Origin of the sequence: Burkholderia sp. BCC0419 (genome assembly GCF_902830285.1) — a bacterium.
GTDB lineage: Bacteria > Pseudomonadota > Gammaproteobacteria > Burkholderiales > Burkholderiaceae > Burkholderia.
On sequence record NZ_CADESR010000001.1, the window covers coordinates 438,176 to 458,816 of the forward strand.

The following is a 20,641-nucleotide window of genomic DNA, read 5'->3' on the forward strand; positions in this document are numbered from 1 at the left end:
ATGCTTTGGTGAGCATAAAAGAATACGGACTACGAAACTTAAATGAGATCGACATGAGCAACTTCATTCGCTTGGGCGATTCGACTGATCACGGCGGCAAGGTGGTTACTGCGTCGGAGAACATGAGTTACGACGGCATACCGGTGGCGCGCGTGGGCGACCAGATCGCCTGCCCGTTGCATCCACATGTGCAGCCGAACGTGATTATGGAAGGCGATCCCGATACGACGGACGAAGGTATTCCCGTCGCGCGGCATGGTCACTTGGGAACGTGCGGTTGTCATCTGATTTCGAGCATCGTCTGATGCGCTGGCTTTTCCCGATGCTTCAGCGGGATCGAAACGCGCCACAGGAAGCCGTGGAATTTTCGGTATGAAGCAGCCAATCACAAGCAAGGGAGTTGATGAATTGACCGACGTACAAACAAGGACCCGGCCGACCTTTACCGACGAATCCGGCTTCGACGCGCGGCTGGCCGCCGTGAAGAAAGCCGGGAATCCGCTGCTCGAAGCCGCTCGCACGCTGCTGCGAGCGCAGGCCGACATTCCCGATCTGCCCGAAGAAACGTCCCACGACACGGCCATCGGTTTGCGCGAGCTGCTCGTGAGCGAGGTCCAGCTATTCGACCGGTTGTGCACGCAGGCCAATATCCGTCGTGATCACGTGATTGGTGCGCGTTATTGCTTGTGCACCGCATTGGACGAAGCCGTGATGCAGTCGGCCTGGGGCAGGGATGTCCGGATTGCAGGGGAATGGGCGGGGCAGAATCTTGCGTCCACGTTTCTCGAAGACAGCAAGGGCGGGGCGAAAATCTATCTGCTTGTCGCACGCTTGATGGAGGAACCGGACGAGCATCGCGATCTGCTGCAGGTGATTTATCGCGTGCTGAGTCTCGGGTTCGAAGGTCAGTATCGCGGGATGACGAGGCAGCATTCCGCCGTGCGCCAACGTATCTACAACGAGATCATGCGAGGCCGGGAACCTGTGCCTCAGGCGCTGTCTCCGAACTGGAAACCTCACGAACAAGCACGTCGCATGTCGTTCTTCGAGTTTCCGGTGTGGATCACGGTGGCGGTGCTGTCGATCATCCTGCTTGGCCTGTTCGGCTACTTCAAATACGAACTGGCGACGCGCAGCGCGGCGGTCCAGAAGCAGATCATCGATATCGGCCGGATGATCCCACCGCCCGCATCATCGCCGCTGCACCTGAAGGATCTGCTGAAAAGCGAGGTCGCAACGGGCACGATCATGGTCAACGACGATGCGCACCGTTCTGTCGTAATTTTCCGAGGGGATGCGATGTTCCAGCCGGGCGACGCGTCGATCAAGCCGGCGATGGGCTCGCTGCTTGCAAAGATCGCGGGCGAAATTGTGAAGGTGCCCGGGAAAGTGGTGGTCGCCGGTTACTCGGACAATGTGCCGATTCGCAGTCGGCGGTTCGCATCGAATCAGGCGCTATCGGAGGAACGGGCGACCCAAGTCATGCAGATGCTGCAGGCCGCGGGCGTGCCGGCGAGTCGTCTCGAAGCTGTCGGCAAGGGCGACGCCGCCCCGATCGGCGATAACAGTACTGTGCAGGGACGTGCACAGAATCGACGCGTTGAAATAGTGGTTGCGCGTTGAGTGTACCGGGCGTCGTCAGCCACCTGCTGGACAAGACCCATGGCCGTTTTCGCCAGCCTTGAAGTCGCAGCCCCGATCATGGCACCGCCGCCGCGACATGCTGCGCGATGCGTTTTGCGCACGTATCGACCGACCCCCCCGACGTATCGACCACGCAATCGCTGAACCAGCGCGCCGCATACCCTTCCCGATACATCTCGGCGATACGCTGCCGTTCCCATTCCGTCAACACGCGCGAGCCGCGATCCGACGCCGCGATCGCCTCGGGCGGCGCGAGCGTGACGACGAACAGCCGCGCATCACGCGCATCGCAGGCCGCGCGCAACCGTTCGAATTCCGCTTCGCCGATCGGATAGGCGATGACCAGATGGCGTTCGCGTGCGTTCGTGATCTGCGTGACGAGGCGTTCGAGCGCGATCGCCCATTGCACGTCGAACGGCGCGTCTTCGGGCGCATCGTGATCGTCGCCGTCGATGAAGCGCGCGTCGGGCAGCACGCGTGCGAGCGCGAGGCCGATCGTCGTCTTGCCGCTGTTGATCGGGCCGTTCAGGTGGATGACGGTCAGGGTGGTCATGAGTCAAGGCAGAAAATCGGACGATTCGCAGCTTGCCATGACTGGCGCGGCGGTGCAGTGCCGTGGGTGCGTCACGCGGCGTGATGCGAATACGAAGGGAAAGCGGAAAGGCGGGGAGAGGGGAAGCGGCAGGCTGCGTGCGTGATGATGCGCCATACATGCAGCCTGCCCGGCCGTGCCGCATTCGACGATGCGGCACGGCGTCGAACAACGCGACTTACTTGTCGCCGTCGCCCTTGATCTGCGGCAGGGCCGACGTTTCACCCGGCGTCAGCAGCCCGACTTGCGAATACACGCGCAGCTTGTCGCGCGTATCGGTGATGTCGAGGTTGCGCATCGTCAGCTGGCCGATCCGGTCGCGCGGCGAGAACGTCGACGCCACCTTCTCCATCGACAGGCGTTCCGGCTGATACGTGAGGTTCGGCGACTTCGTGCTCAGGATCGAGTAGTCGTTGCCGCGGCGCAGTTCGATCTTCACTTCGCCGGTGATCGCGCGCGCGACCCAGCGTTGTGCGGTTTCGCGCAGCATGATCGCCTGCGGGTCGAACCAGCGGCCCTGGTACAGCAGGCGGCCGAGGCGGCGACCGTTCTCGCGGTACTGCTCGATCGTGTCTTCGTTGTGGATGCCGGTGACGAGACGCTCGTACGCGATGTACAGCAGCGCGAGGCCCGGGGCTTCGTAGATGCCGCGGCTCTTCGCCTCGATGATCCGGTTCTCGATCTGGTCGCTCATGCCGAGGCCGTGACGGCCGCCGATGCGGTTCGCTTCCAGCAGCAGCTCGACCGGATCCTTGAACTCGACGCCGTTCAGCGCGACCGGCTGGCCGGCTTCGAAGCGCACCGTGACTTCCTCGGCGGCAATCTTCACGTCGTCGCGCCAGAACGCGACGCCCATGATCGGGTTCACGATCTTGATGCCGCTTTCGAGGCTTTCCAGATCCTTCGCCTCGTGCGTCGCGCCGAGCAGGTTCGAGTCGGTCGAATACGCCTTCTCGGCCGACATCTTGTACGCGAAGCCGGCCTGGTTCATGAATTCGGACATTTCGGCGCGGCCGCCGAGCTCGTCGATGAACGTCTGGTCGAGCCACGGCTTGTAGATCTTCAGATCCGGGTTCACGAGCAGGCCGTAGCGGTAGAAGCGCTCGATGTCGTTGCCCTTGTACGTGCTGCCGTCGCCCCAGATGTTGACGCCGTCTTCCTTCATCGCGGCGACGAGCATCGTGCCCGTCACGGCGCGGCCGATCGGCGTCGTGTTGAAGTACGTGACGCCGGCGGTCGTGATGTGGAACGCGCCGCTTTGCAGCGCCGCGATGCCTTCGGCGACGAGCTGCGCGCGGCAGTCGATCAGGCGGGCGCCGGCTGCGCCGTATTCGATCGCGCGTTTCGGGATCGCGTCGTAATCGTCTTCGTCGGGCTGGCCGAGGTTCGCCGTGTATGCGTACGGGACGGCGCCCTTCAGTTTCATCCAGTGCAGCGCGGCGCTGGTGTCCAGGCCGCCGGAGAAGGCGATACCGACCTTCTGGCCGGTCGGGAGGCTTTCGAGAATCGTGCTCATAGGAATTACCGTGGATTGAAGCCGGTGGGATCGTATTTCGCGGAATATGCGAGTATCGGCTGTCCGGGAAGTTGGGGCAAGGGTTGATTTTGGTGCGGAACCGTCGTCGCGCCTGTCGCGGCGGGCCTGACGGGCGGTTAACCGGGTGGAGAACGCCGTGCCGGACGACGTTGTATCTCCGCCGAAACACGCGCGGACGAGGCGGGCGCCGGCCGGATTTCCGGGGCCGGATCGACCATCAACCCGGGTCGCAGTTGCCAGCGTGTCGCCTCGCCGCGCAGAAAGGGATATGAAAGGCTGGTGTGCGAAACCGGAACCTCAGATATTCCACGACCGCGCGGTATCGAGCAGCCGCTCGCGTAACTGGTCGACTTCGCCGGCCAGCTTGGCCGTGATCGACACGTAGCCGGACAACTGCGGCGGCGGTGCATCGTGCGGCGGGTCGGCCGGCCGGCGGCGCGGCGCGAGCCGGCTCGGCGTGCCGAACTTGAGCGCGCGGCTCGCGCCGACCAGCGTGTCGCGGATGCGCCGGTTCATGCCCTTCATCTCGACGCGCATGTATTCGCGGGCCGCCACGTCGTCGGAGGCCGGCAGCGCACTCGACAGGATCTCCAGATAACCGATGCACAAGCGCAGGCTGCGCTGGATCGCCTCGAGCTGCGTCATCGACGTCTCGCATTCCTTCGATACCGACGGCATCAGCGAGCGCAACTGCACGAGCAGCGTGCTCAGCGCGGCCATTTCCTTCAGGTGCGCGTCGTCGGTGACCTGACGGTCGCCCGCGAGCCGCGCATGCACGGCCGCGCACGCGCGCAGCGCGTCGGCGAGCTTGTAGCGCCACGAATAGGTCGCGTAGAGCGGCAGCGCGAACGAGAACGCCAGCGCGATCGCGATGCCGACCAGCACGTTCACCGCGCGCCACAGGCCGTCGACGATCTCGTTGTCGCCGTGCCCCGCGACGATCACCATCGTGATCGCCGACAGCAGCGCGATGTAGCCGGCCTTGCCGATCGCGTGATACGCGCAGACGCCGCACCCGACGGCCATCAGCAGGTAGATCGCGAACGGCGCGTTCAGGAACGAGTAGAGGAGGATCAGTCCGAGCCCCGCCAGTGCGCCGATCGACGTGCCGAGCGCGCGCTCGGCCGCCTTCTTGCGGATGTTGCCGTGGTGCTGCAACCCGCCCACGACGATCAGCACGGTGATCGTCGACCATTCGCCGTGCGGCACGTTCAGCCCCGTGGACAGCGCGATCGACACGAGAATCGCGAGCGCGACGCGCGCCGCGTGGATCAGCTTCGCGTGCCGGTAGCGGCGGTACGGGTCGAGCAGCGGGCGAAGCGCGTGGCGCACGAGCGGCGGCAGTCGGGTCGGGAGCGAGGCGGTCATGGCGGAGCTGAGGGTGGCCGGAACGCGCACGGCGGCCCGCGCGGGCCGGCGCCGCGCCGCATGCGCAGCAGACGTAACGCTAGCCGAACGCGCGCGGGCTGTCCACGGCGGCGCCGACGGGCCGGGCGGCAGGCGGCCGCATCAGATCACGCGACACGTCGCATCACGTCGCATCACATCGCGTCACATCGCGTCACATCGCGTCACGCGTCGGCCGCGCTCGACTGGGCGTCCAGCACGCGGTTGCGGCCGCCGGACTTCGCGCGGTACAGCGCTTCGTCGGCGCGCCGCAGCAGCGTCGCGGCGTTCATCCGGCCGTCGGCGGCGGTGGCCGTGCCGATGCTGGCCGTGACGCGCCCGTACGGGCTTTTCACGTGTTCGATGTCGAGCCCCGCGATCGCGCGCCGGATGCCTTCGGCGACGGTCGCCGCGCCCGGCGCGTCGGTGTCGGGCAGCGTGACGACGAATTCCTCGCCGCCGTAGCGCGCGACATGGTCGCTGTCGCGGCGCAGGCAGCGCGTCAGCGATTGCGCGACCTGGCGCAGCACGTCGTCGCCGGCCGGGTGGCCGTAGTAGTCGTTGAATGCCTTGAAGTGATCGACGTCGACGAACAGCACGGACAGCGGGCGGCCGCTGCGCGACGCGCGCTGGGCCTCCTTCGCGAGCACCGCGTCGAACGTGCCGCGGTTGTCGAGGCCCGTCAGCGAATCGGTGTGCGCGAGCCGGTACAGCTTCGATTCGGCGTCCTGCCGGCGCTTCAGCTCGCGCGACAGCGCGAGCGAGCCCCACGCGATGAACGCCGTGAACAGGCCCATCAGCACGACGGTCCAGATCGCGCGGTGGTGCCACGGCGCGTAGATGTCGATCTCGGCGGGCGCGACGTCGACGATCAGCGGCAGCCCGGTGAGATGCTTGTAAACATAGATGCGCCGCACGCCGTCGATGGCGCCGACACCGGTCAGCTCGCCGTTACGGCTGCGCTGCGCGTCGATGAACAGCGGCGAGTCGTGCAGGTCGAGGCCGACCACCCGCGTGTCGTACGGCAGGCGCGACACGAGCGTGCCGTTGTCCTCGACGATCGCCGCGCTGCCGTGCCGGCCGACCGCGAGGCCGTCGAGCAGCGCGCGGAAGTAGTCGATGCTGAGCGTGCCGACGACGATGCCGCCGAACGTGCCGTCGGGCCGGTTGATCCGGCGGCTCAGCGCGATCGTCAGCGCGCCGCCGCGCAGCCGCGACGCGTACGGCCGGCTGATGTAGAGGCCGGGGACGAGCCGGTCGCGATGCACGGCGAAATAGTCGCGGTCGGCGAAATTGCCTTGCCGTGCGGGCGACGCGCTCGAATCGATCGCGATATTGCCGTGCGCATCCATCACGAAAATCGAGCCGAGATAGGCGCCGGTCGCCGCGCGGTCGAACAGCAACCGATGGCGCTGGCGCGGCGGCAATGTCATTAGCTCCGGATCGGCGATGCCGTCGACGACGTTTTGCAGCGACAAATCGTAGAGTTCGATATTGCGCGCGATATCGCGTTCGATCAGCAGCATCAGGTTGCGCGCATTTTCGACCGCATGGGCATACGCGTCGCGCCGCGCTTCGATTAATAGCGACGTGGAAAGTCCCCAACTGAACATCAGCAGGACGATGCCCGCCACGAGTACGCCGCGGGGCGACAGAATGCGTGCCACGATCGACGCGGTATGGCGGCGTAGCGTGGCGGGCAGCGGGAATGACTTCATCCTCGGGGGGAGCGGGCGGCGGCTACTCGCGTCATGGGCGGTTCCGCGCGCTGATTATTTCGAATTAAGCGTCATTATCCCGCGAATTCCCGAATTTCGCGTGCACATGCAAAACATGCATGCGGAGACGGCGATTCGAAACGGTTACGCATCATTACCGCATGGCGCGCGGGCGATTTGATTTGAATCAATTGGCAGTGTCGGTCTTTTTGTCTGATTAATGGCGCAATGATCGGTTGATTTTGCGTATTGGCGCGGTATTTGTCGGATCGGGACAGGATTGCGTGCAGGCCGGCTGAAATGAAAACCGAATGACCCGGCCGTAATCGTGGTTTTTGCGACGGCGTGCGGCAGGGGCCGCGGCCGGCGCGGCCAACCCGTTGATTCTGCGAAATCTCCGGCGTGGCGGCGGGCGGGGCGACCTTGGCTGCCCCCCTGTCGAATCAGGTAGAATCCGCGCTTCGCCGCAGGCGCCCGCCGCGCAACGCGTATCGGGGCCGCATCGAATGCATCGCAGGACGCGCACCGCGCTCCGATTCCGCATGCGCCGGCTACGGATGCCGGCCCGCTCAACGTTCGTCTCGTTTTATGTCCGCCATTCCGAATTCCGACCCACCCGGTTCGCCCGCGAACCCACCCAAGCTTCATCGCGCGCTGAAGGCGCGCCACCTGACGATGATCGCCATCGGCGGCTCGATCGGCACGGGCCTGTTCGTCGCGTCCGGCGCATCGATCTCGCAGGCCGGCCCCGGCGGCGCGATGGTCGCGTACATGCTGATCGGCCTGATGGTCTACTTCCTGATGACGAGCCTAGGCGAGATGGCCGCATTCATGCCGGTGTCGGGCTCGTTCGCGACCTACGGCGCGAAATACGTGGACGAAGGCTTCGGCTTCGCGCTCGGCTGGAACTACTGGTACAACTGGGCGGTGACGATCGCGGTGGAGCTCGTCGCCGCGCAGCTCGTGATGCACTACTGGTTTCCGAACGTGCCGGGCGTGTGGTGGAGCGCGGCGTTCCTCGCCGTGATGTTCCTGCTCAACGCGCTCACCGTGCGCGGTTTCGGCGAAGCCGAATACTGGTTCGCGCTGATCAAGGTCGTCACCGTGGTCGCGTTCATCGGCGTCGGGCTGCTGATGATCTTCGGCATTCTGAAGGGCGCGCCCTCCAACGGCTGGGGCAACCTGACGATCGGCGACGCGCCGTTCGCGGGCGGCCTGCCGGCGCTGATGGGCGTCGCGATGATCGCGGGCTTCTCGTTTCAGGGCACCGAGCTGATCGGCGTCGCGGCCGGCGAATCGGAAAACCCGCGCACGACGATTCCGCGCGCGGTGCGCCAGGTGTTCTGGCGGATCCTGCTGTTCTACGTGTTCGCGATCTTCGTGATCGGCGTGCTGATTCCGTATACCGACCCGAACCTGCTGAAGACGGACGTGACCGACATCGGCGTGAGCCCGTTTACGCTCGTGTTCCGCCACGCCGGCCTGGCCTTCGCGGCCGGCGTGATGAACGCGGTGATCCTGACGGCCGTGCTGTCGGCCGGTAACTCGGGCATGTACGCGTCGACGCGGATGCTCTACAACCTCGCCACCGAAGGCCGCGCGCCGAAAGTGTTCGCGAAGCTGTCGCCGGGCGGCGTGCCGCGCAATGCGCTGTATGCGACCACCGCCGTCGGCGCGCTGTGCTTCTTCACGTCGCTGTACGGCGACAAGACCGTGTACCTGTGGCTGCTGAACACGTCGGGGATGACGGGCTTCATCGCGTGGCTCGGCATCGCGGTCAGCCACTACCGGTTCCGCAAGGGCTACGTGAAGCAGGGTTATTCGCTCGACCAGTTGCCGTACCAGTCGAAGTGGTTTCCGTTCGGCCCGCTGTTCGCGTTCGTGCTGTGCCTCGTGATCGCGCTCGGCCAGGATTACCAGGCGTTCCTCGCGAACCGGATCGACTGGGCCGGCGTGGTCGCGACCTATGTCGGCATTCCGCTGTTCGTCGTCGTGTGGCTCGGCTTCCGGTTCCTGAAGAAGAGCCGGTTCGTGCGCTACGAGGACATGGAGATCGCGCCGTGGATCGCCGCGAGCCGCGGCGCGCAGCGGCAGCCGGTGGCGAACCGCGAAACCGCGGGCTGACGCAGGCGCGGCTGGCGGCCGCGCGACGGTCGACGAAACGGGAAGCCGCGCGCTTCCCGTTTTTTTTGCCCGGCTTTTGCCTGCACGGGGTCAAAGCCGGTTATATTGCCCGACCCTACCGGGCCACGGCCCGGCCGGCGCGACAGGCGCAGTGCGGATCGGCATCCGGCGCGCGCGGCGCGCGGCGGCCGGCGAGATGCCCGGCGTTTTCATCGCTCCATCCGGGCCGGCACGGCCCGCGGAGCGCGCAACCCAGAGGAATTCATGAGCGCATCACCCGCCGAGCGGAAGGCCGGACCCGTTTCCATCGTGCGAATCGAAGCCGCGATCAACGCGTGGCGCGAAGTGTACCCGCCGGCGCCGGACGGCGAGGACGGCTACGCGCTCGACGCCGGCAGCAACTGCTTGGCCGAGCTGTACGGCACGATGATCTGCTATCAGTTGCCCGACGTGCCGCTCGACACGCTGAGTAACGAGCAGCGCGACGCGCTGTACGCGACCGAGGTGTGATGCGCGGTCGCGACGCCGCCGCGACGCGGCGCTGAAACGACGGGAAGCTCGCGGGCTTCCCGTTTTGCTTTGGGCGGCGTGTGGTGGCGCGAAGCGGCGCACGTGGCGGTCGGCCCCGCCTGCGGTATCGTGACGACATCATCCGGCCGAGGTTGGGGCCTGTTCACGCTAATAACGGGCTTGCGAACGTGCCTTTCCGCCCGCAGGGCAAGGAGAAAGGAGGCGCAATAGCCGTAGCTATTGCAACGACGAACGACGCCGCCATGCGGGCGGAAAGGCACGTTCCCTTGTTTGGAAAAATGCATTCGTGGGGCTGGCCCCCAGAAGGGCCGATCGCCGCGTCATGCTTCTCGCGAATACGTCGAGTATTCGCTTCGTCGCAATCCTTGCGCTCGGCCCTTCTGGGGGCCAGCGCAAGCCCGTTATTAGCGTGAACAGACCCTAGGCGCCGGATCGCTCGCCGGGAGGCATCGAACATGGAGTTGAGACACCTCCGCTACTTCGTCGCGGTGGCCGAAGAGCGGAATTTCACGCGGGCGGCGGAACGGCTGCATATCGCGCAACCGCCGCTGAGCCGGCAGATCCAGCAGCTCGAGGAGGCGCTCGGCGTGCCGCTGTTCGAGCGCACCGCGCGGCCGCTGAAGCTGACCGATGCAGGGCGTTTCTTCTATTCGCACGCGGTGCAACTGCTTGCGCAGACGACCGAACTCGAATCGATGACGAAGCGGGTCGGCAAGATCGAGCGCAGCATGTCGGTCGGTTTCGTCGGCTCGACGCTGTACGGCATGCTGCCGAAGATCATCCGGCGCTTTCGCAGCGAATATCCGGCCGTCGAGCTGAGCCTGCACGAGATGTCGACGATGGACCAGATCAAGGCGCTGAAGGAAGGGCGCATCGACGTCGGGTTCGGGCGCATCCGCCACGAGGATCCGAGCGTGCGGCGCGTCGTGCTGCGCGAGGAGCGGATGATCGTCGCGCTGCCGGTCGGCCACGTGCTCGACAGCGCGAAGCCCGTGCTGTCGCTGCACGATCTCGTCAACGACACGCTGATCATCTTTCCGAAGGCGCCGCGCCCGAGCTACGCGGACCAGGTGCTTGCGGCCTTCCACGATCGCGCGCTGCAACCGCGCAGGATCTACGAGACGCGCGAGTTGCAGATCGCGCTCGGCCTCGTCGCGATGGGCGAGGGCGTGTCGGTCGTGCCGCATAGCGTGTACGGGCTGAAGCGCGACGACATCAGCTACAAGCCGCTCGACGATCCGAACCTCGTGTCGCCGATCATCATGAGCATGCGCGCGCTCGACGAATCGGAGGACATCCGCGCGATGCAGGCGCTGATCTACCGGCTGTACGACGAAGCGCAGATGGAGTATCTGCCGCCGCAGCCCGAATGAGCGCGCGGGCGGTAGGGGCTTGCTTGACGCTGCGCGCGCCGGCAGGCCACCATGCATGGATTCGATGCGGCCGCCGACGGGCGGCCGCTTTCATGCAGACGACCGACCCATGACCGATATCCTGACCGACGAGACCACCGTCGAGACGCCGCAAGGGCGTCTCTTTGCGAAACGCTGGCGCGCGGGGCCGGCGCGGCACGCGGCAGCGCCTGGGCCGGCCGCGCCGATCGTGCTGCTGCACGATTCGCTCGGCTGCGTCGACCTGTGGCGCGACTTTCCCGCGCAGCTCGCACGCGCGACGCAACGCGATGTGATCGCATACGACCGCCTCGGGTTCGGCCGTTCGGATCGTCATCCGGGCACGCTCGGCACGACGTTCGTGCGCGACGAGGCCGATCATGCGTTTGCCGCGGTACTGGAACAGCTCGGCGTCGATGCGTTCGTCGCGTTCGGGCACAGCGTCGGCGGCGGGATGGCGGTCGGCTGTGCGGCCGCGTATCCGACGCGTTGCCGCGCGCTCGTGACGGTCGCCGCGCAGGCATTCGTCGAGGATCGTACGCTGGCCGGCATTCGCGACGCGGGGCGGCAGTTCGACGAACCAGGGCAGCTCGACCGGCTCGCGCGCTATCACGGCGACAAGGCCGAATGGGTGCTGCGCGCGTGGGTCGACACGTGGCTGTCGCCGGCGTTCCGCGACTGGAATCTCGACGACGACCTGCCGCACGTGCAGTGCGCGACGCTCGCGATTCACGGCGAGGACGACGAATACGGGTCGGACGTGCATCCGAAGCGGATCGCCGCGCGCGTCGCGGGGCCGTCGTCGTTCCTGTTGCTCGCCCGCTGCGGACACATGCCGCACCGCGAGCGAACCGACGACGTGCTGGCCGCCGTCGCGACGCGCCTGCACGACGCGCTCGCCTGAGCGCGCTCGCCATCACCAGCGGGCGCATGCCCGCCGGCCGTCAGAACGAAAGCTGGATCGCGAGATCGATCGCCAGCAGCGCGATCGAGCAGCCGATGCCGAGAATCACGTTCGGCAACCGGTGCTCGAAATCGCGATGATCCTTGCGCATCGCGGCGCCGAGCAGGAAGATCGCCTCGACGACGATCTGCAGTCCGACGAACAGCAGCATCAGCAGATACTCGTAGCCCATCTGCTTGAACGCGACGAATTGCATCCCGTGATCGCGGATCCACTGGCCGACGCGCAGCAGTTCGTAGACGAACAGCAACGCAGGGAACAGGTAACTGATGATGTAGGTCGGCGCGGTGGCGTGCCGTAGTTCGGGGTGGAAGTGCTGACGCGTGGTGGCCATCACAACCCTCCTTGCAACGCATGATTGCGGTCGCGACGGCGGCGCGATCGCGTGCAAACGACAGGATTGCCCGATGCACAGTGCGCAGCCGTACGACATCAGCATACTGCTGCGCGGGAAATTTGGCATGCGAAGTGTGCGAGCGTCGTAAAAATGCCGATGCGGGGCGCGAAAGCGATACGTCAGCCTTTGGCTTCCGCGCCTTCGATGAACAGCTTCGCGACCGATTGAAACTCCCGTTTCAACGACAGCCCCGGCACGGTCAGCCAGCGCAGCATCGCCGCGAGATACAGGTGATGGAACCAGGTTGCGAGCTGATCGGCCCGCAGCGTGCGGTTCAGTTCGCCGGCCTGCTGCCCGGCGGCGATCAGTTGCCGCCACACCAATGCGATATCGCTGCCGTTCTCTCCCGCACGCTCCGGTTCGGCTGCGCCGATACTCAGGAAGCGGTGCCGCAGGTACGCGAGCAGGTACGCCGGATGGTGTTCGCACCACGCGGCCGACGCATCGAGCACGCAGCCGATGCGCGACGCAAAGGTCTTGCGCCGCGCGACATCCTGCTGCAGATGCGCGAGATCGCGCGCGAGTTCGCCTTCGAGCCAGTGCGCGAGCACGGCTTCCTTCGTCGGAAAGTGGTTGTACAGCGTGCGCTTCGCGACATCGGCCTCGGCGGCGATCTGCTCCATCGTGACGGCATCGTAGCCGTGCGCATCGAACAGGCGCGCGCCGGTCGCGGCAAGATGCGCGAGCATCTGGATGCGTTTGCGCGCGCGGCGGCCCGGATCGTCGGTCGAAATCGTCATGGCAGGGGATTGACTGAAAGTGTACGGATTGCATTAGTATACGTTGTGCACTTTTTGAATCCAACCTTTTCCGCCGTGCACGAGGAGCCCTGCATGAAATTCGTCATCGCCACCTACGGCACCGAAGGCGACACGCGTCCGCTCGCGGCGCTGGGCCGCGCGCTGCTGGATGCCGGCCACGACGTCCGGCTGCTCGCCGATGCGGCGACGCTTGGCTCGGCTACCGCGCTCGGCGTGCCGTCGGCGCCGTTGTCCGGCGATATCCGTCGCGCGATTGCGCCGGACGGCGCGTTGGCCGATGCGGTGAGTGGGCGCGGCGGTTTCAACGACACATCGAAGGCGCTCGCGGCGATCGCGAATGCGAACACGGCCGCGTGGATGCGTGAAGTGGCGGACGCGTCGGCCGGGTGCGACGCGCTGCTCGTGTCGGGGCTCGCGTCGTTCGTCGGGTTGTCGGTCGCCGAGTATCGCGGCATACCGGCGATCGGCGCGGGCATGATCCCGATCACGCCGACCGCCGAATTCGCATCGCCGTTCCTGCCGCCGGGGAAGGTGCCGCGCTGGCTGAATCGCGCGAGCCATCGGTTCGTGAATGCGCTGCTGTGGCAGGCGTTCAGGAAGTCGACGAATGCCGCGCGCGCCAGCGTATGCGGATTGCCGCCGCGCAAGCGCGTGTGGACCGATCATCCGATGCTGTATGGCGTGTCTCCCGCGCTGCTGTCCAGCCCGGCCGACTGGCCGGCGAACGTGCACGCATGCGGCCAGTGGCAGATCGATGCGCGTGCCTGGGCGCCGCCGCCCGACCTGTCGGCGTTTCTCGACGCGGGCGAGCCACCCGTGTACATCGGTTTCGGCAGCATGGCCGGCTTCGATCGCGCGGCGATGGCCGCGGCGTTGACGCAGGCGCTGGCCGGGCGGCGCGGGCTGTTCTATTCGGGCTGGAGCGGCATCGATGCGTCGCTGCTGCCGGCGCACGTTCGCGTGATCGGCGACACGCCGCACGACTGGCTGTTCCCGCGCGTCGCGATGGCGATTCATCACGGCGGATCGGGCACCACGCATTCGGCCGCGCGGGCCGGCATTCCGTCGGTGGTCGTGCCGTTCGCGGGCGATCAGTTCTTCTGGGCGAACCGGCTGCAACGGCTCGGTGTCGCGGATGCGCCGGTGGCGGGGTGGCGCGTGGAGGCTGCTGCGCTGGCGCGGGCGATTGCGTTTGCCGAACGGGGCGACACGAAGGCGCGTGCGACCGAACTCGGTGCGCACATCGCGCAAGAAGACGGCTTGAAGCGGGCCGTCAGTGCGATCGAACGATGGGGACAACCGCGCGCGAAGTGAGCGCGCGCAGCGGCATCAGAAATGCCCGGTGAACCGGTAGCGGCTGCCCGGGTGCCACAGATTGGCGATCGACGCGACCATCCCCTGCGACCACGTGCGCCGATGCAGCAGCAGGCACGGCTCGCGATCGTCCATCGTCAGGTGGCGGCGCGTTTCGGCGTCGGGCATCGCGGCCTCGATCCGGTATTCGACGCGCTGTAGCGGCGCGACGCGCGTCAGGTACTGGTTCGGCGTCGTCGTCGTGAAGTCCTGCAGCGCATATTCGGGCGCGCAGGCCGGGTTGACCCAGCGTTCCTCGAGTTGCACGGGCGTATCGTTCTCGAAATGCAGCACGCGCGAATGGAAGATCGGGCTGCCGGTGTCGAGCTGTAGTTCGTCGGCGAGCTTCGCATCGGCGACGGCCGCGCCGACCAGCAACACCTGCGCGCGATAGCCGTGGCCGCGCGCGGCGACTTCGTCGGAGATGCTGCGGATCGCGACGAGCGTCGATTCGTATTTCGGCGACGCGACATAGGTGCCGGAGCCGCGCGTGCGTGTGAGCACCTGTTCGGCCGTCAACTCGCGCAGCGCGCGGTTGACGGTCATCCGCGCGACGTTGAATTCGCGCGCGAGCTCGTTCTCCGACGGCACCTGGTCGCCTTCCGCCCATTCGCCGGCATGAATGCGCGCGAGGATGAAGTCCTTGATTTCCTGATAGATCGGTGTGGTCATGGGATCACGATTCAGAGTCGGCAGCGGGCCGCCGCCGAATGCCGATCCGGCGCGCGCCCGGCGCCGAGTGTACCGGTTTCTCGGGCGCGCCGGCCCGGATTCCCCGAATGATCCCTGTTCGGCCGGCGCGCGTCCATGCGGGATTGCACAGAGCGGCCGGCCTGCGACGGCCCGCGCGCGCTCAGAACCGATGCCGGATGCCGACGGTTGCGACCACCTGCGTGCGGGTCGACGAAGCCGCGAGCCCCGTGACGTTCGCGAACCCGAGCGTCGTGCCCGACGGCACGCCGAACGCGTGCTGGTACACGGTTTCCGCATACACGTCGGTGCGCTTGCTCAGCGCGTAGTCGGCCATCAGCGTCACCTGATGCCACTTCGGCCGGTGGCTGCCGGTTGCGTCGTCGTAGCGGCCGTCGGTGAACGTATAGGCGCCCGCGAACGAGACCGCCGGCGTCAGCGCATAGCGCGCGTTGACCTCGTAGTTGTCGAAGCGCAGCGCATTCAGTGCGCCGGGCAGCGACGACGCGGCCGTTTCGTCGAACATCGCATGCGTCCACAACGCGCCGATCGTCAGCCGGTCGAACGCATAGCTGCCGCCGGCGCCCATCACGCGCTGCCGGACGGCGGGGAAGTTCGGCGCGTCGTTCGTCGACAGCGCGCCGCCGGCCGTCAATCCGCCGCGGTTGAGTTGCAGGTACGCGGCGCCGACGCTGACCGGCCCGTTCGCATACGACACGCCCGCGCTGTATGCGCGGTTGTTCGCGAAGCCGCCGGCCGCGTTGCCGAACCCGTACAGGCCGCCGAACTGCCAGCCGGCGAGCGTCGGGCTCGTGTATTTCACCGCGTTGTCGATGTAGAACGAATCGTCGACGTTGTCGTTGTCGAACGGATGCGACGCGAGGTTGTTGCCGTCGCCGTTGTTCGCCATCGCGAGCGGGCCGAGATAGTCGACCACGGCGTCGTACTGGCGGCCGAGCGTTAGCGCGCCGTATCGGTCGCTCTGCAGGCCGACGTATGCGCGGCGGCCGAACATCGTATTTCGATAGGACTGCGTGCCATTGTTCAGGTTGAAGCCGCTTTCGAGTCGAAACAACGCATGCAGGCCGCCGCCGAGATCCTCGTTACCGCTCAGCCCGAATACCGTATTCGACAGCAGGCCGCTGCCTTGCTGCCACGCGCTTTTGCCCGACTGGTTGTTCGTATAGGCGATACCGGCATCCAGCATCCCGTAGAGCGTGACGCTGCTTTGCGCATGCGCGGCGGCGCCGACGAGTGCGAACGACAGGGTACCGACGACTGCTTTTTTCATTGCTTGTGTTTCCTGGAAAGGCCCGTTGCGACGGGAACGGCGATTCGTCGCGCGTGTCCGTGCGGAAACGCGTGTGCGAATCGATGAAAGGGGGGCGCGCGACGCGTGTCACGCGCGGCGGCGGCGAACGCCGGCTAGTGCAGGAGCAGGCGGATCGTGCCGAACTCGGCGGCTGGCAGCAGGCGCAGGATCGACAGGATTGCGGGCGATGCCTGCGACCGCGCGACTTCTAGTTCGATGCATGCGCACCCGGTGCGGCTGTCGAGCGCGGCCGTGTAGAAGTTGAGCGCGGCGCCGACGGCCTGATGCAGCTGGCGCCGCACGAGCGCGAGATTGTCCGATTCGACGCGAATCGACAGCAGCACGAGTGCGTCCGTGGGGGAGCGGCGCCGCGAACGATCGGGCGGCAGATGGCGTGAAGCAGCGGAATCGGTTCTGGTCGGTTTCATGTGCTCATCCCCGGTCGCAGCGAGCTCCGCACCGCGGAGATTTTGTTCTGGACATGTCGCCCATTCTAGAAATCGCCATGGCGAGACGGTGTATAGACTCGCCACGCGTCTGCAAAGGATGCGTAAACGTGCCGGGCCGCGCTGGCGCTCAAGGGCAGGGCATGACGAGCCCGTGGCGGCAACACTGTCGTTGGATGAACGGCTGGCCGGCGTGGAAAAGCCGGCTCGGCCCGCGAAGTCTAGACAGCTGTCACGCACCGTCTGGCCGCCTTCGTACGCCGCTGGAAAGCCGTCAATCAGCCTCGCGTAATCAGTAGTTAATTGAAAATTAAGGAAAATCCTGCCCACGGCCATAATCTGCCGACAATTAGAGATAAACACGGATTGCCGCCTACATCCTTGAAAAGGCAAAGTTGTATGTACAACTTGGAGCGCCGCTGGAACGGGCGATTTCCCGGTTGGAAGAGTTCACGGCGGGGCAACCCCACCGGAGCCCGCCCCAGTTCGCCTCTGACAGGAACGCCATGAAGAAACTCGCGCTCAGTATTGCCCTCGTCTTGCCGTTCGCGTGATGCGCCCAGCTTGATGAGCAGGCTGCATCACGTCGTGCGCAGAACTCGTTTGATGCGCGCTTAATGGCTATTGACAATCCAGCCACATCGTTCTGGATCCCTTATATGATCTTCCAAGGATTTGGCCCGCTGCTGTGGGCCGGCACGGTCGAGACCGTGAAGCTCGCGGTGCTGTCGCTCGCCGCGTCGCTGATACTGGGCCTCGCGGGTGCGGCCGCGAAACTGTCGGCCAACCGCGTGCTCAAGTCGGTCGGCACGTTCTATACGACGCTGATCCGCGCGGTGCCCGATCTCGTGCTGATGCTGCTGCTGTTCTACGGGATCCAGATCCTGCTGAACGAGTTGACCGACCTGATCGGCTGGGACCAGATCGACATCGATCCGTTCGTGGCCGGCGTCGTGACGCTCGGCTTCATCTACGGCGCGTACTTCACCGAGACGTTTCGCGGCGCGTTCCTCGCGGTGCCGCGCGGCCAGCTCGAAGCCGGCTTCGCATACGGGATGAGCGGCTGGCGCGTGTTTCACCGCATCCTGTTCCCGCAGATGATGCGCTTCGCGCTGCCGGGCATCGGCAACAACTGGCAGGTGCTCGTGAAGGCCACCGCGCTGGTGTCGATCATCGGCCTCGCCGACGTCGTGAAGGCGTCGCAGGACGCGGGCAAGAGCACGCTCGATTTCTTCTTCTTCACGCTGGCCGCGGGCGCGATCTACCTCGCGATCACGACGGTGTCCAACGTCGTGCTGCATCACCTCGAGAAGCGTTATTCCGTCGGCGTCCGGAGGCTCGCACTGTGATCGAACTCGTCGGCCAGTACTGGCAAAGCTATCTCTATTCCGACGGCTACCGCTTCAGCGGCCTCGCGATCACGCTGTGGCTGCTGGTCGTGTCGATCGCGCTCGGTTTCGCGCTCGCCGTGCCGCTCGCGATCGCGCGTGCGTCGTCGAACCGCTGGATCTCGGGCCCCGTGTGGCTCTATACGTACGTGTTCCGTGGCACGCCGCTCTACGTGCAGCTGCTGATGTGCTACACGGGCATCTACAGCCTGCAGGTCGTGCACAACCACGTGCTGCTCGACACGTTCTTTCGCAACGCGATGAACTGCACGCTGCTCGCGTTCGTGCTGAACGAATGCGCGTATGCGACGGAGATCTTCGCGGGTGCGATCAAGGCGACGTCGGCCGGCGAGATCGAGGCCGGGATGGCCTACGGGATGTCGCGCTTCAAGCTCTATACACGCATCATCCTGCCGTCCGCGCTGCGCCGCTCGCTGCCGAGCTACAGCAACGAAGTGATCCTGATGCTGCACGCGACGACGCTCGCGTTCACCGCGACCGTGCCCGACATCCTGAAGGTCACGCGCGACGTCAATTCGGCTACCTATATGTCGTTCCAGGCCTACGGCATCGCGGCCGTGCTGTACGCCGTCGTCGTGTTCGCGCTCATCTGGACGTTCCGCAAGCTCGAGACGCGCTGGCTCGCGTATCTCTCGCCGCGCAGCCATTAACGCATTCGCAAGATCCGCAACGAAGGACCCAGCATGTACAAGCTTACCGTTGACAACCTGCACAAGAAATTCGGCGACAACGAGGTGTTGAAGGGCGTGTCGATGAAGGCGAAGGCCGGCGACGTGATCAGCATCATCGGCTCGAGCGGCTCCGGCAAGAGCACGTTCCTGCGCTGCATCAACTTCCTCGAGCAACCGTGCTCGGGGCAGATCACGATCGGCAGCGAGCCGATCCAGACCACGCGCGACCGCAACGGCTCGCTGCGCGTGGCCGACCAGAAGCAGTTGCAGCGGATGCGCACGAAGCTGTCGATGGTGTTCCAGCACTTCAACCTGTGGGCGCACATGACGGTGCTCGAGAACGTGATCGAGGCGCCGATGGCCGTGCTCGGGATCGGCCGTGACGAGGCGATCGCCCGGGCACGCCAGTATCTGGAGAAGGTCGGGCTCGCGCCGCGCGTCGAGGGCATGTATCCGTCGCACCTGTCGGGTGGCCAGCAGCAGCGCGTCGCGATTGCGCGTGCGCTTGCGATGGAGCCGGAAGTAATGCTGTTCGACGAGCCGACGTCGGCGCTCGATCCGGAACTCGTCGGCGAAGTGCTGAAGGTGATGCAGAAGCTCGCCGAGGAAGGCCGCACGATGATCGTCGTCACGCACGAGATGGGCTTCGCGCGCAACGTGTCGAATCACGTGATCTTCCTGCATCAGGGGAAGATCGAGGAAGAGGGCGATCCGCAGCAGATTCTCGTGAATCCGAAGAGCGAGCGGCTCGGGCAATTTCTGTCGGGGCGGTTGAAGTAAGTACGTGTGTGTGGGGCGACGCATCGCCCGTGAAGTCGCGAGCCGAACGCGTTCGCGAGCGCCTGCCCCCTCGGCCGTGCTCCACAGGCGGCCGTCGGGGTAGAGCGTGTGCTGGAAGACGCTGCTGACCGGCGAGCGGCGCAAGCGGCTATGTGCACGATTTCGCGCCGCCGCAAACTGGAACGCTAAATGCTTGTCTCGCGTGATCCTTTCGATGAAGGAGCACCGCGATGAGCACGCCGACCCCCACCGCTTTTTCCCACGTGAAGCCGCAGGACACCGCCTATCAAGGCGAGGGCCTGCGCGACTTTTTCCTGTACCGCGATCTCGGCATCGCCGCCGCGACGAACGGCAAGGTCATCGCGCAACTCGTCAGGGCCAATCATGCACCGGTGGCGGGCACCGGCTGGCACCGTCACGAGGCCGAGTTCCATATCGTGATCATGCTGAAGGGCTGGGCGCGCTTCATGTATGGCGAACAGGAAACGCTGGTGGCGGCCGGAGACTGCGTGCACCAGGCGCCGGGGATCGTCCACTACCTGTTCGACTATTCGCCGGACATGGAGTACCTGGAGATCGTCGGGCCTGCCGACTTCAAATCGATCGACGTCGACGGACCGTGCGCGGTGCCGCCGCCGACGCCGTGGGGCGAGGCCGGTGCGTAGCTAGCCGGGTTGGTGTGCGTTTTCGACGAACCGCCTTCATTCAGGCGGTTTTTTATTGCTCCGCTGATATCCGCGACCTGCCTTCCGATTCGAAACATTATTTCGAATTCCAAACGGTCGCGAAGCTGAAGAACCGGAAAGAAAAGAAAGACATTCGTCAGCTTCGACCCGCAATTGGCGATGCGATGTCAAAGATCGTCAATTGCACGCCGGTGCGGTGCACGGCCTGTCGACGACCGGCGTTAAGGAGGTACCAGCCGGATCACCGGC

20 protein-coding genes are annotated in these 20,641 nt (G+C 65.6%); 11 read left to right on the plus strand and 9 right to left on the minus strand.

Going from position 1 to position 20,641, the window contains the following annotated elements:
• Window positions 1-53 precede the first annotated feature (53 nt).
• Both HWW87_RS01995 and tssL read left to right on the plus strand, forming a co-directional pair.
• Entirely contained in the window at window positions 54-305 is a 252-nt protein-coding gene (locus HWW87_RS01995; protein WP_175819033.1) for a PAAR domain-containing protein, read from the plus strand.
• Window positions 306-372: 67 nt separating this feature from the next.
• Window positions 373-1,623, plus strand: a complete 1,251-nt coding sequence (gene tssL, locus HWW87_RS02000) for a type VI secretion system protein TssL, long form (protein WP_175819034.1) — start codon at window positions 373-375, stop codon at window positions 1,621-1,623.
• 76 nt (window positions 1,624-1,699) lie between these two features.
• Here tssL and HWW87_RS02005 read toward each other — a convergent pair whose 3' ends face one another.
• The 4 genes from HWW87_RS02005 to HWW87_RS02020 form a co-directional block, all read right to left on the minus strand.
• A complete protein-coding gene (locus tag HWW87_RS02005) occupies window positions 1,700-2,197 on the minus strand; it encodes a shikimate kinase (protein WP_175819035.1) in 498 nt (165 codons plus the stop codon).
• A gap of 217 nt (window positions 2,198-2,414) precedes the next feature.
• The gene (gene argG, locus HWW87_RS02010; protein ID WP_175819036.1) at window positions 2,415-3,752 is read right to left on the minus strand and encodes an argininosuccinate synthase; all 1,338 of its coding nucleotides are present in this window, start codon (window positions 3,750-3,752) and stop codon (window positions 2,415-2,417) included.
• Window positions 3,753-4,070: 318 nt separating this feature from the next.
• Complete coding sequence (locus HWW87_RS02015; RefSeq protein WP_175819037.1) at window positions 4,071-5,141, minus strand: FUSC family protein; 1,071 nt, start codon at window positions 5,139-5,141, stop codon at window positions 4,071-4,073.
• A 203-nt stretch (window positions 5,142-5,344) separates the two neighbouring features.
• Complete coding sequence (locus tag HWW87_RS02020) at window positions 5,345-6,877, minus strand: sensor domain-containing diguanylate cyclase (RefSeq protein ID WP_175819038.1); 1,533 nt, start codon at window positions 6,875-6,877, stop codon at window positions 5,345-5,347.
• A 588-nt stretch (window positions 6,878-7,465) separates the two neighbouring features.
• Here HWW87_RS02020 and HWW87_RS02025 point away from each other — a divergent pair.
• The 4 genes from HWW87_RS02025 (at window position 7,466) to HWW87_RS02040 (ending at window position 11,827) form a co-directional block, all read left to right on the plus strand.
• Window positions 7,466-9,001: an amino acid permease gene (locus tag HWW87_RS02025; RefSeq protein ID WP_175819039.1), complete on the plus strand. Its 1,536-nt coding sequence runs from the start codon at window positions 7,466-7,468 to the stop codon at window positions 8,999-9,001.
• 264 nt (window positions 9,002-9,265) lie between these two features.
• Window positions 9,266-9,511, plus strand: coding sequence for a DUF3717 domain-containing protein (locus HWW87_RS02030; RefSeq protein WP_047901546.1), 246 nt, complete (start codon window positions 9,266-9,268; stop codon window positions 9,509-9,511).
• Window positions 9,512-9,987: 476 nt separating this feature from the next.
• Window positions 9,988-10,905 carry a LysR family transcriptional regulator gene (locus HWW87_RS02035; protein WP_174434404.1) on the plus strand — a complete coding sequence of 306 codons (918 nt, stop codon included), beginning with the start codon at window positions 9,988-9,990 and terminating at the stop codon, window positions 10,903-10,905.
• Between the two features lie 109 nt (window positions 10,906-11,014).
• Window positions 11,015-11,827, plus strand: a complete 813-nt coding sequence (locus HWW87_RS02040) for an alpha/beta hydrolase (RefSeq protein WP_175819040.1) — start codon at window positions 11,015-11,017, stop codon at window positions 11,825-11,827.
• Window positions 11,828-11,867: 40 nt separating this feature from the next.
• On the opposite strand, the gene HWW87_RS02045 is transcribed toward HWW87_RS02040, so the two are convergent.
• Both HWW87_RS02045 and HWW87_RS02050 read right to left on the minus strand, forming a co-directional pair.
• Window positions 11,868-12,221, minus strand: a complete 354-nt coding sequence (locus tag HWW87_RS02045) for a hypothetical protein (protein WP_175819041.1) — start codon at window positions 12,219-12,221, stop codon at window positions 11,868-11,870.
• Between the two features lie 182 nt (window positions 12,222-12,403).
• A complete protein-coding gene (locus HWW87_RS02050) occupies window positions 12,404-13,024 on the minus strand; it encodes a TetR/AcrR family transcriptional regulator (RefSeq protein ID WP_175819042.1) in 621 nt (206 codons plus the stop codon).
• Between the two features lie 93 nt (window positions 13,025-13,117).
• Here HWW87_RS02050 and HWW87_RS02055 point away from each other — a divergent pair, with 93 nt between their 5' ends.
• The gene (locus HWW87_RS02055) at window positions 13,118-14,359 is read left to right on the plus strand and encodes a glycosyltransferase (protein WP_175819043.1); all 1,242 of its coding nucleotides are present in this window, start codon (window positions 13,118-13,120) and stop codon (window positions 14,357-14,359) included.
• Window positions 14,360-14,374: 15 nt separating this feature from the next.
• Here HWW87_RS02055 and hutC read toward each other — a convergent pair whose 3' ends face one another.
• The 3 genes from hutC to HWW87_RS02070 all read right to left on the minus strand — a co-directional run bounded on the left by hutC (window position 14,375) and on the right by HWW87_RS02070 (window position 16,828).
• Window positions 14,375-15,070 (minus strand): histidine utilization repressor, encoded by a 696-nt coding sequence (hutC, locus tag HWW87_RS02060; RefSeq protein WP_175819044.1) that lies wholly within the window; start codon window positions 15,068-15,070, stop codon window positions 14,375-14,377.
• Window positions 15,071-15,251: 181 nt separating this feature from the next.
• Entirely contained in the window at window positions 15,252-16,379 is a 1,128-nt protein-coding gene (locus tag HWW87_RS02065) for a porin (protein ID WP_175819045.1), read from the minus strand.
• Window positions 16,380-16,513: 134 nt separating this feature from the next.
• Window positions 16,514-16,828, minus strand: a complete 315-nt coding sequence (locus tag HWW87_RS02070; protein ID WP_244107120.1) for a hypothetical protein — start codon at window positions 16,826-16,828, stop codon at window positions 16,514-16,516.
• Between the two features lie 677 nt (window positions 16,829-17,505).
• Here HWW87_RS02070 and HWW87_RS02075 point away from each other — a divergent pair.
• From HWW87_RS02075 to HWW87_RS02090, 4 genes are all read left to right on the plus strand, one after another.
• Window positions 17,506-18,195, plus strand: coding sequence for an ABC transporter permease (locus HWW87_RS02075; protein WP_175819046.1), 690 nt, complete (start codon window positions 17,506-17,508; stop codon window positions 18,193-18,195).
• Window positions 18,192-18,905 carry an ABC transporter permease gene (locus HWW87_RS02080; protein WP_175819047.1) on the plus strand — a complete coding sequence of 238 codons (714 nt, stop codon included), beginning with the start codon at window positions 18,192-18,194 and terminating at the stop codon, window positions 18,903-18,905. Before HWW87_RS02075 ends, HWW87_RS02080 begins: the two co-directional genes overlap by 4 nt.
• Before the next feature lie 33 nt (window positions 18,906-18,938).
• A complete protein-coding gene (locus HWW87_RS02085) occupies window positions 18,939-19,706 on the plus strand; it encodes an ATP-binding cassette domain-containing protein (protein ID WP_174434413.1) in 768 nt (255 codons plus the stop codon).
• A gap of 230 nt (window positions 19,707-19,936) precedes the next feature.
• The gene (locus tag HWW87_RS02090) at window positions 19,937-20,371 is read left to right on the plus strand and encodes a cupin domain-containing protein (RefSeq protein WP_175819048.1); all 435 of its coding nucleotides are present in this window, start codon (window positions 19,937-19,939) and stop codon (window positions 20,369-20,371) included.
• Window positions 20,372-20,641 lie beyond the last annotated feature (270 nt).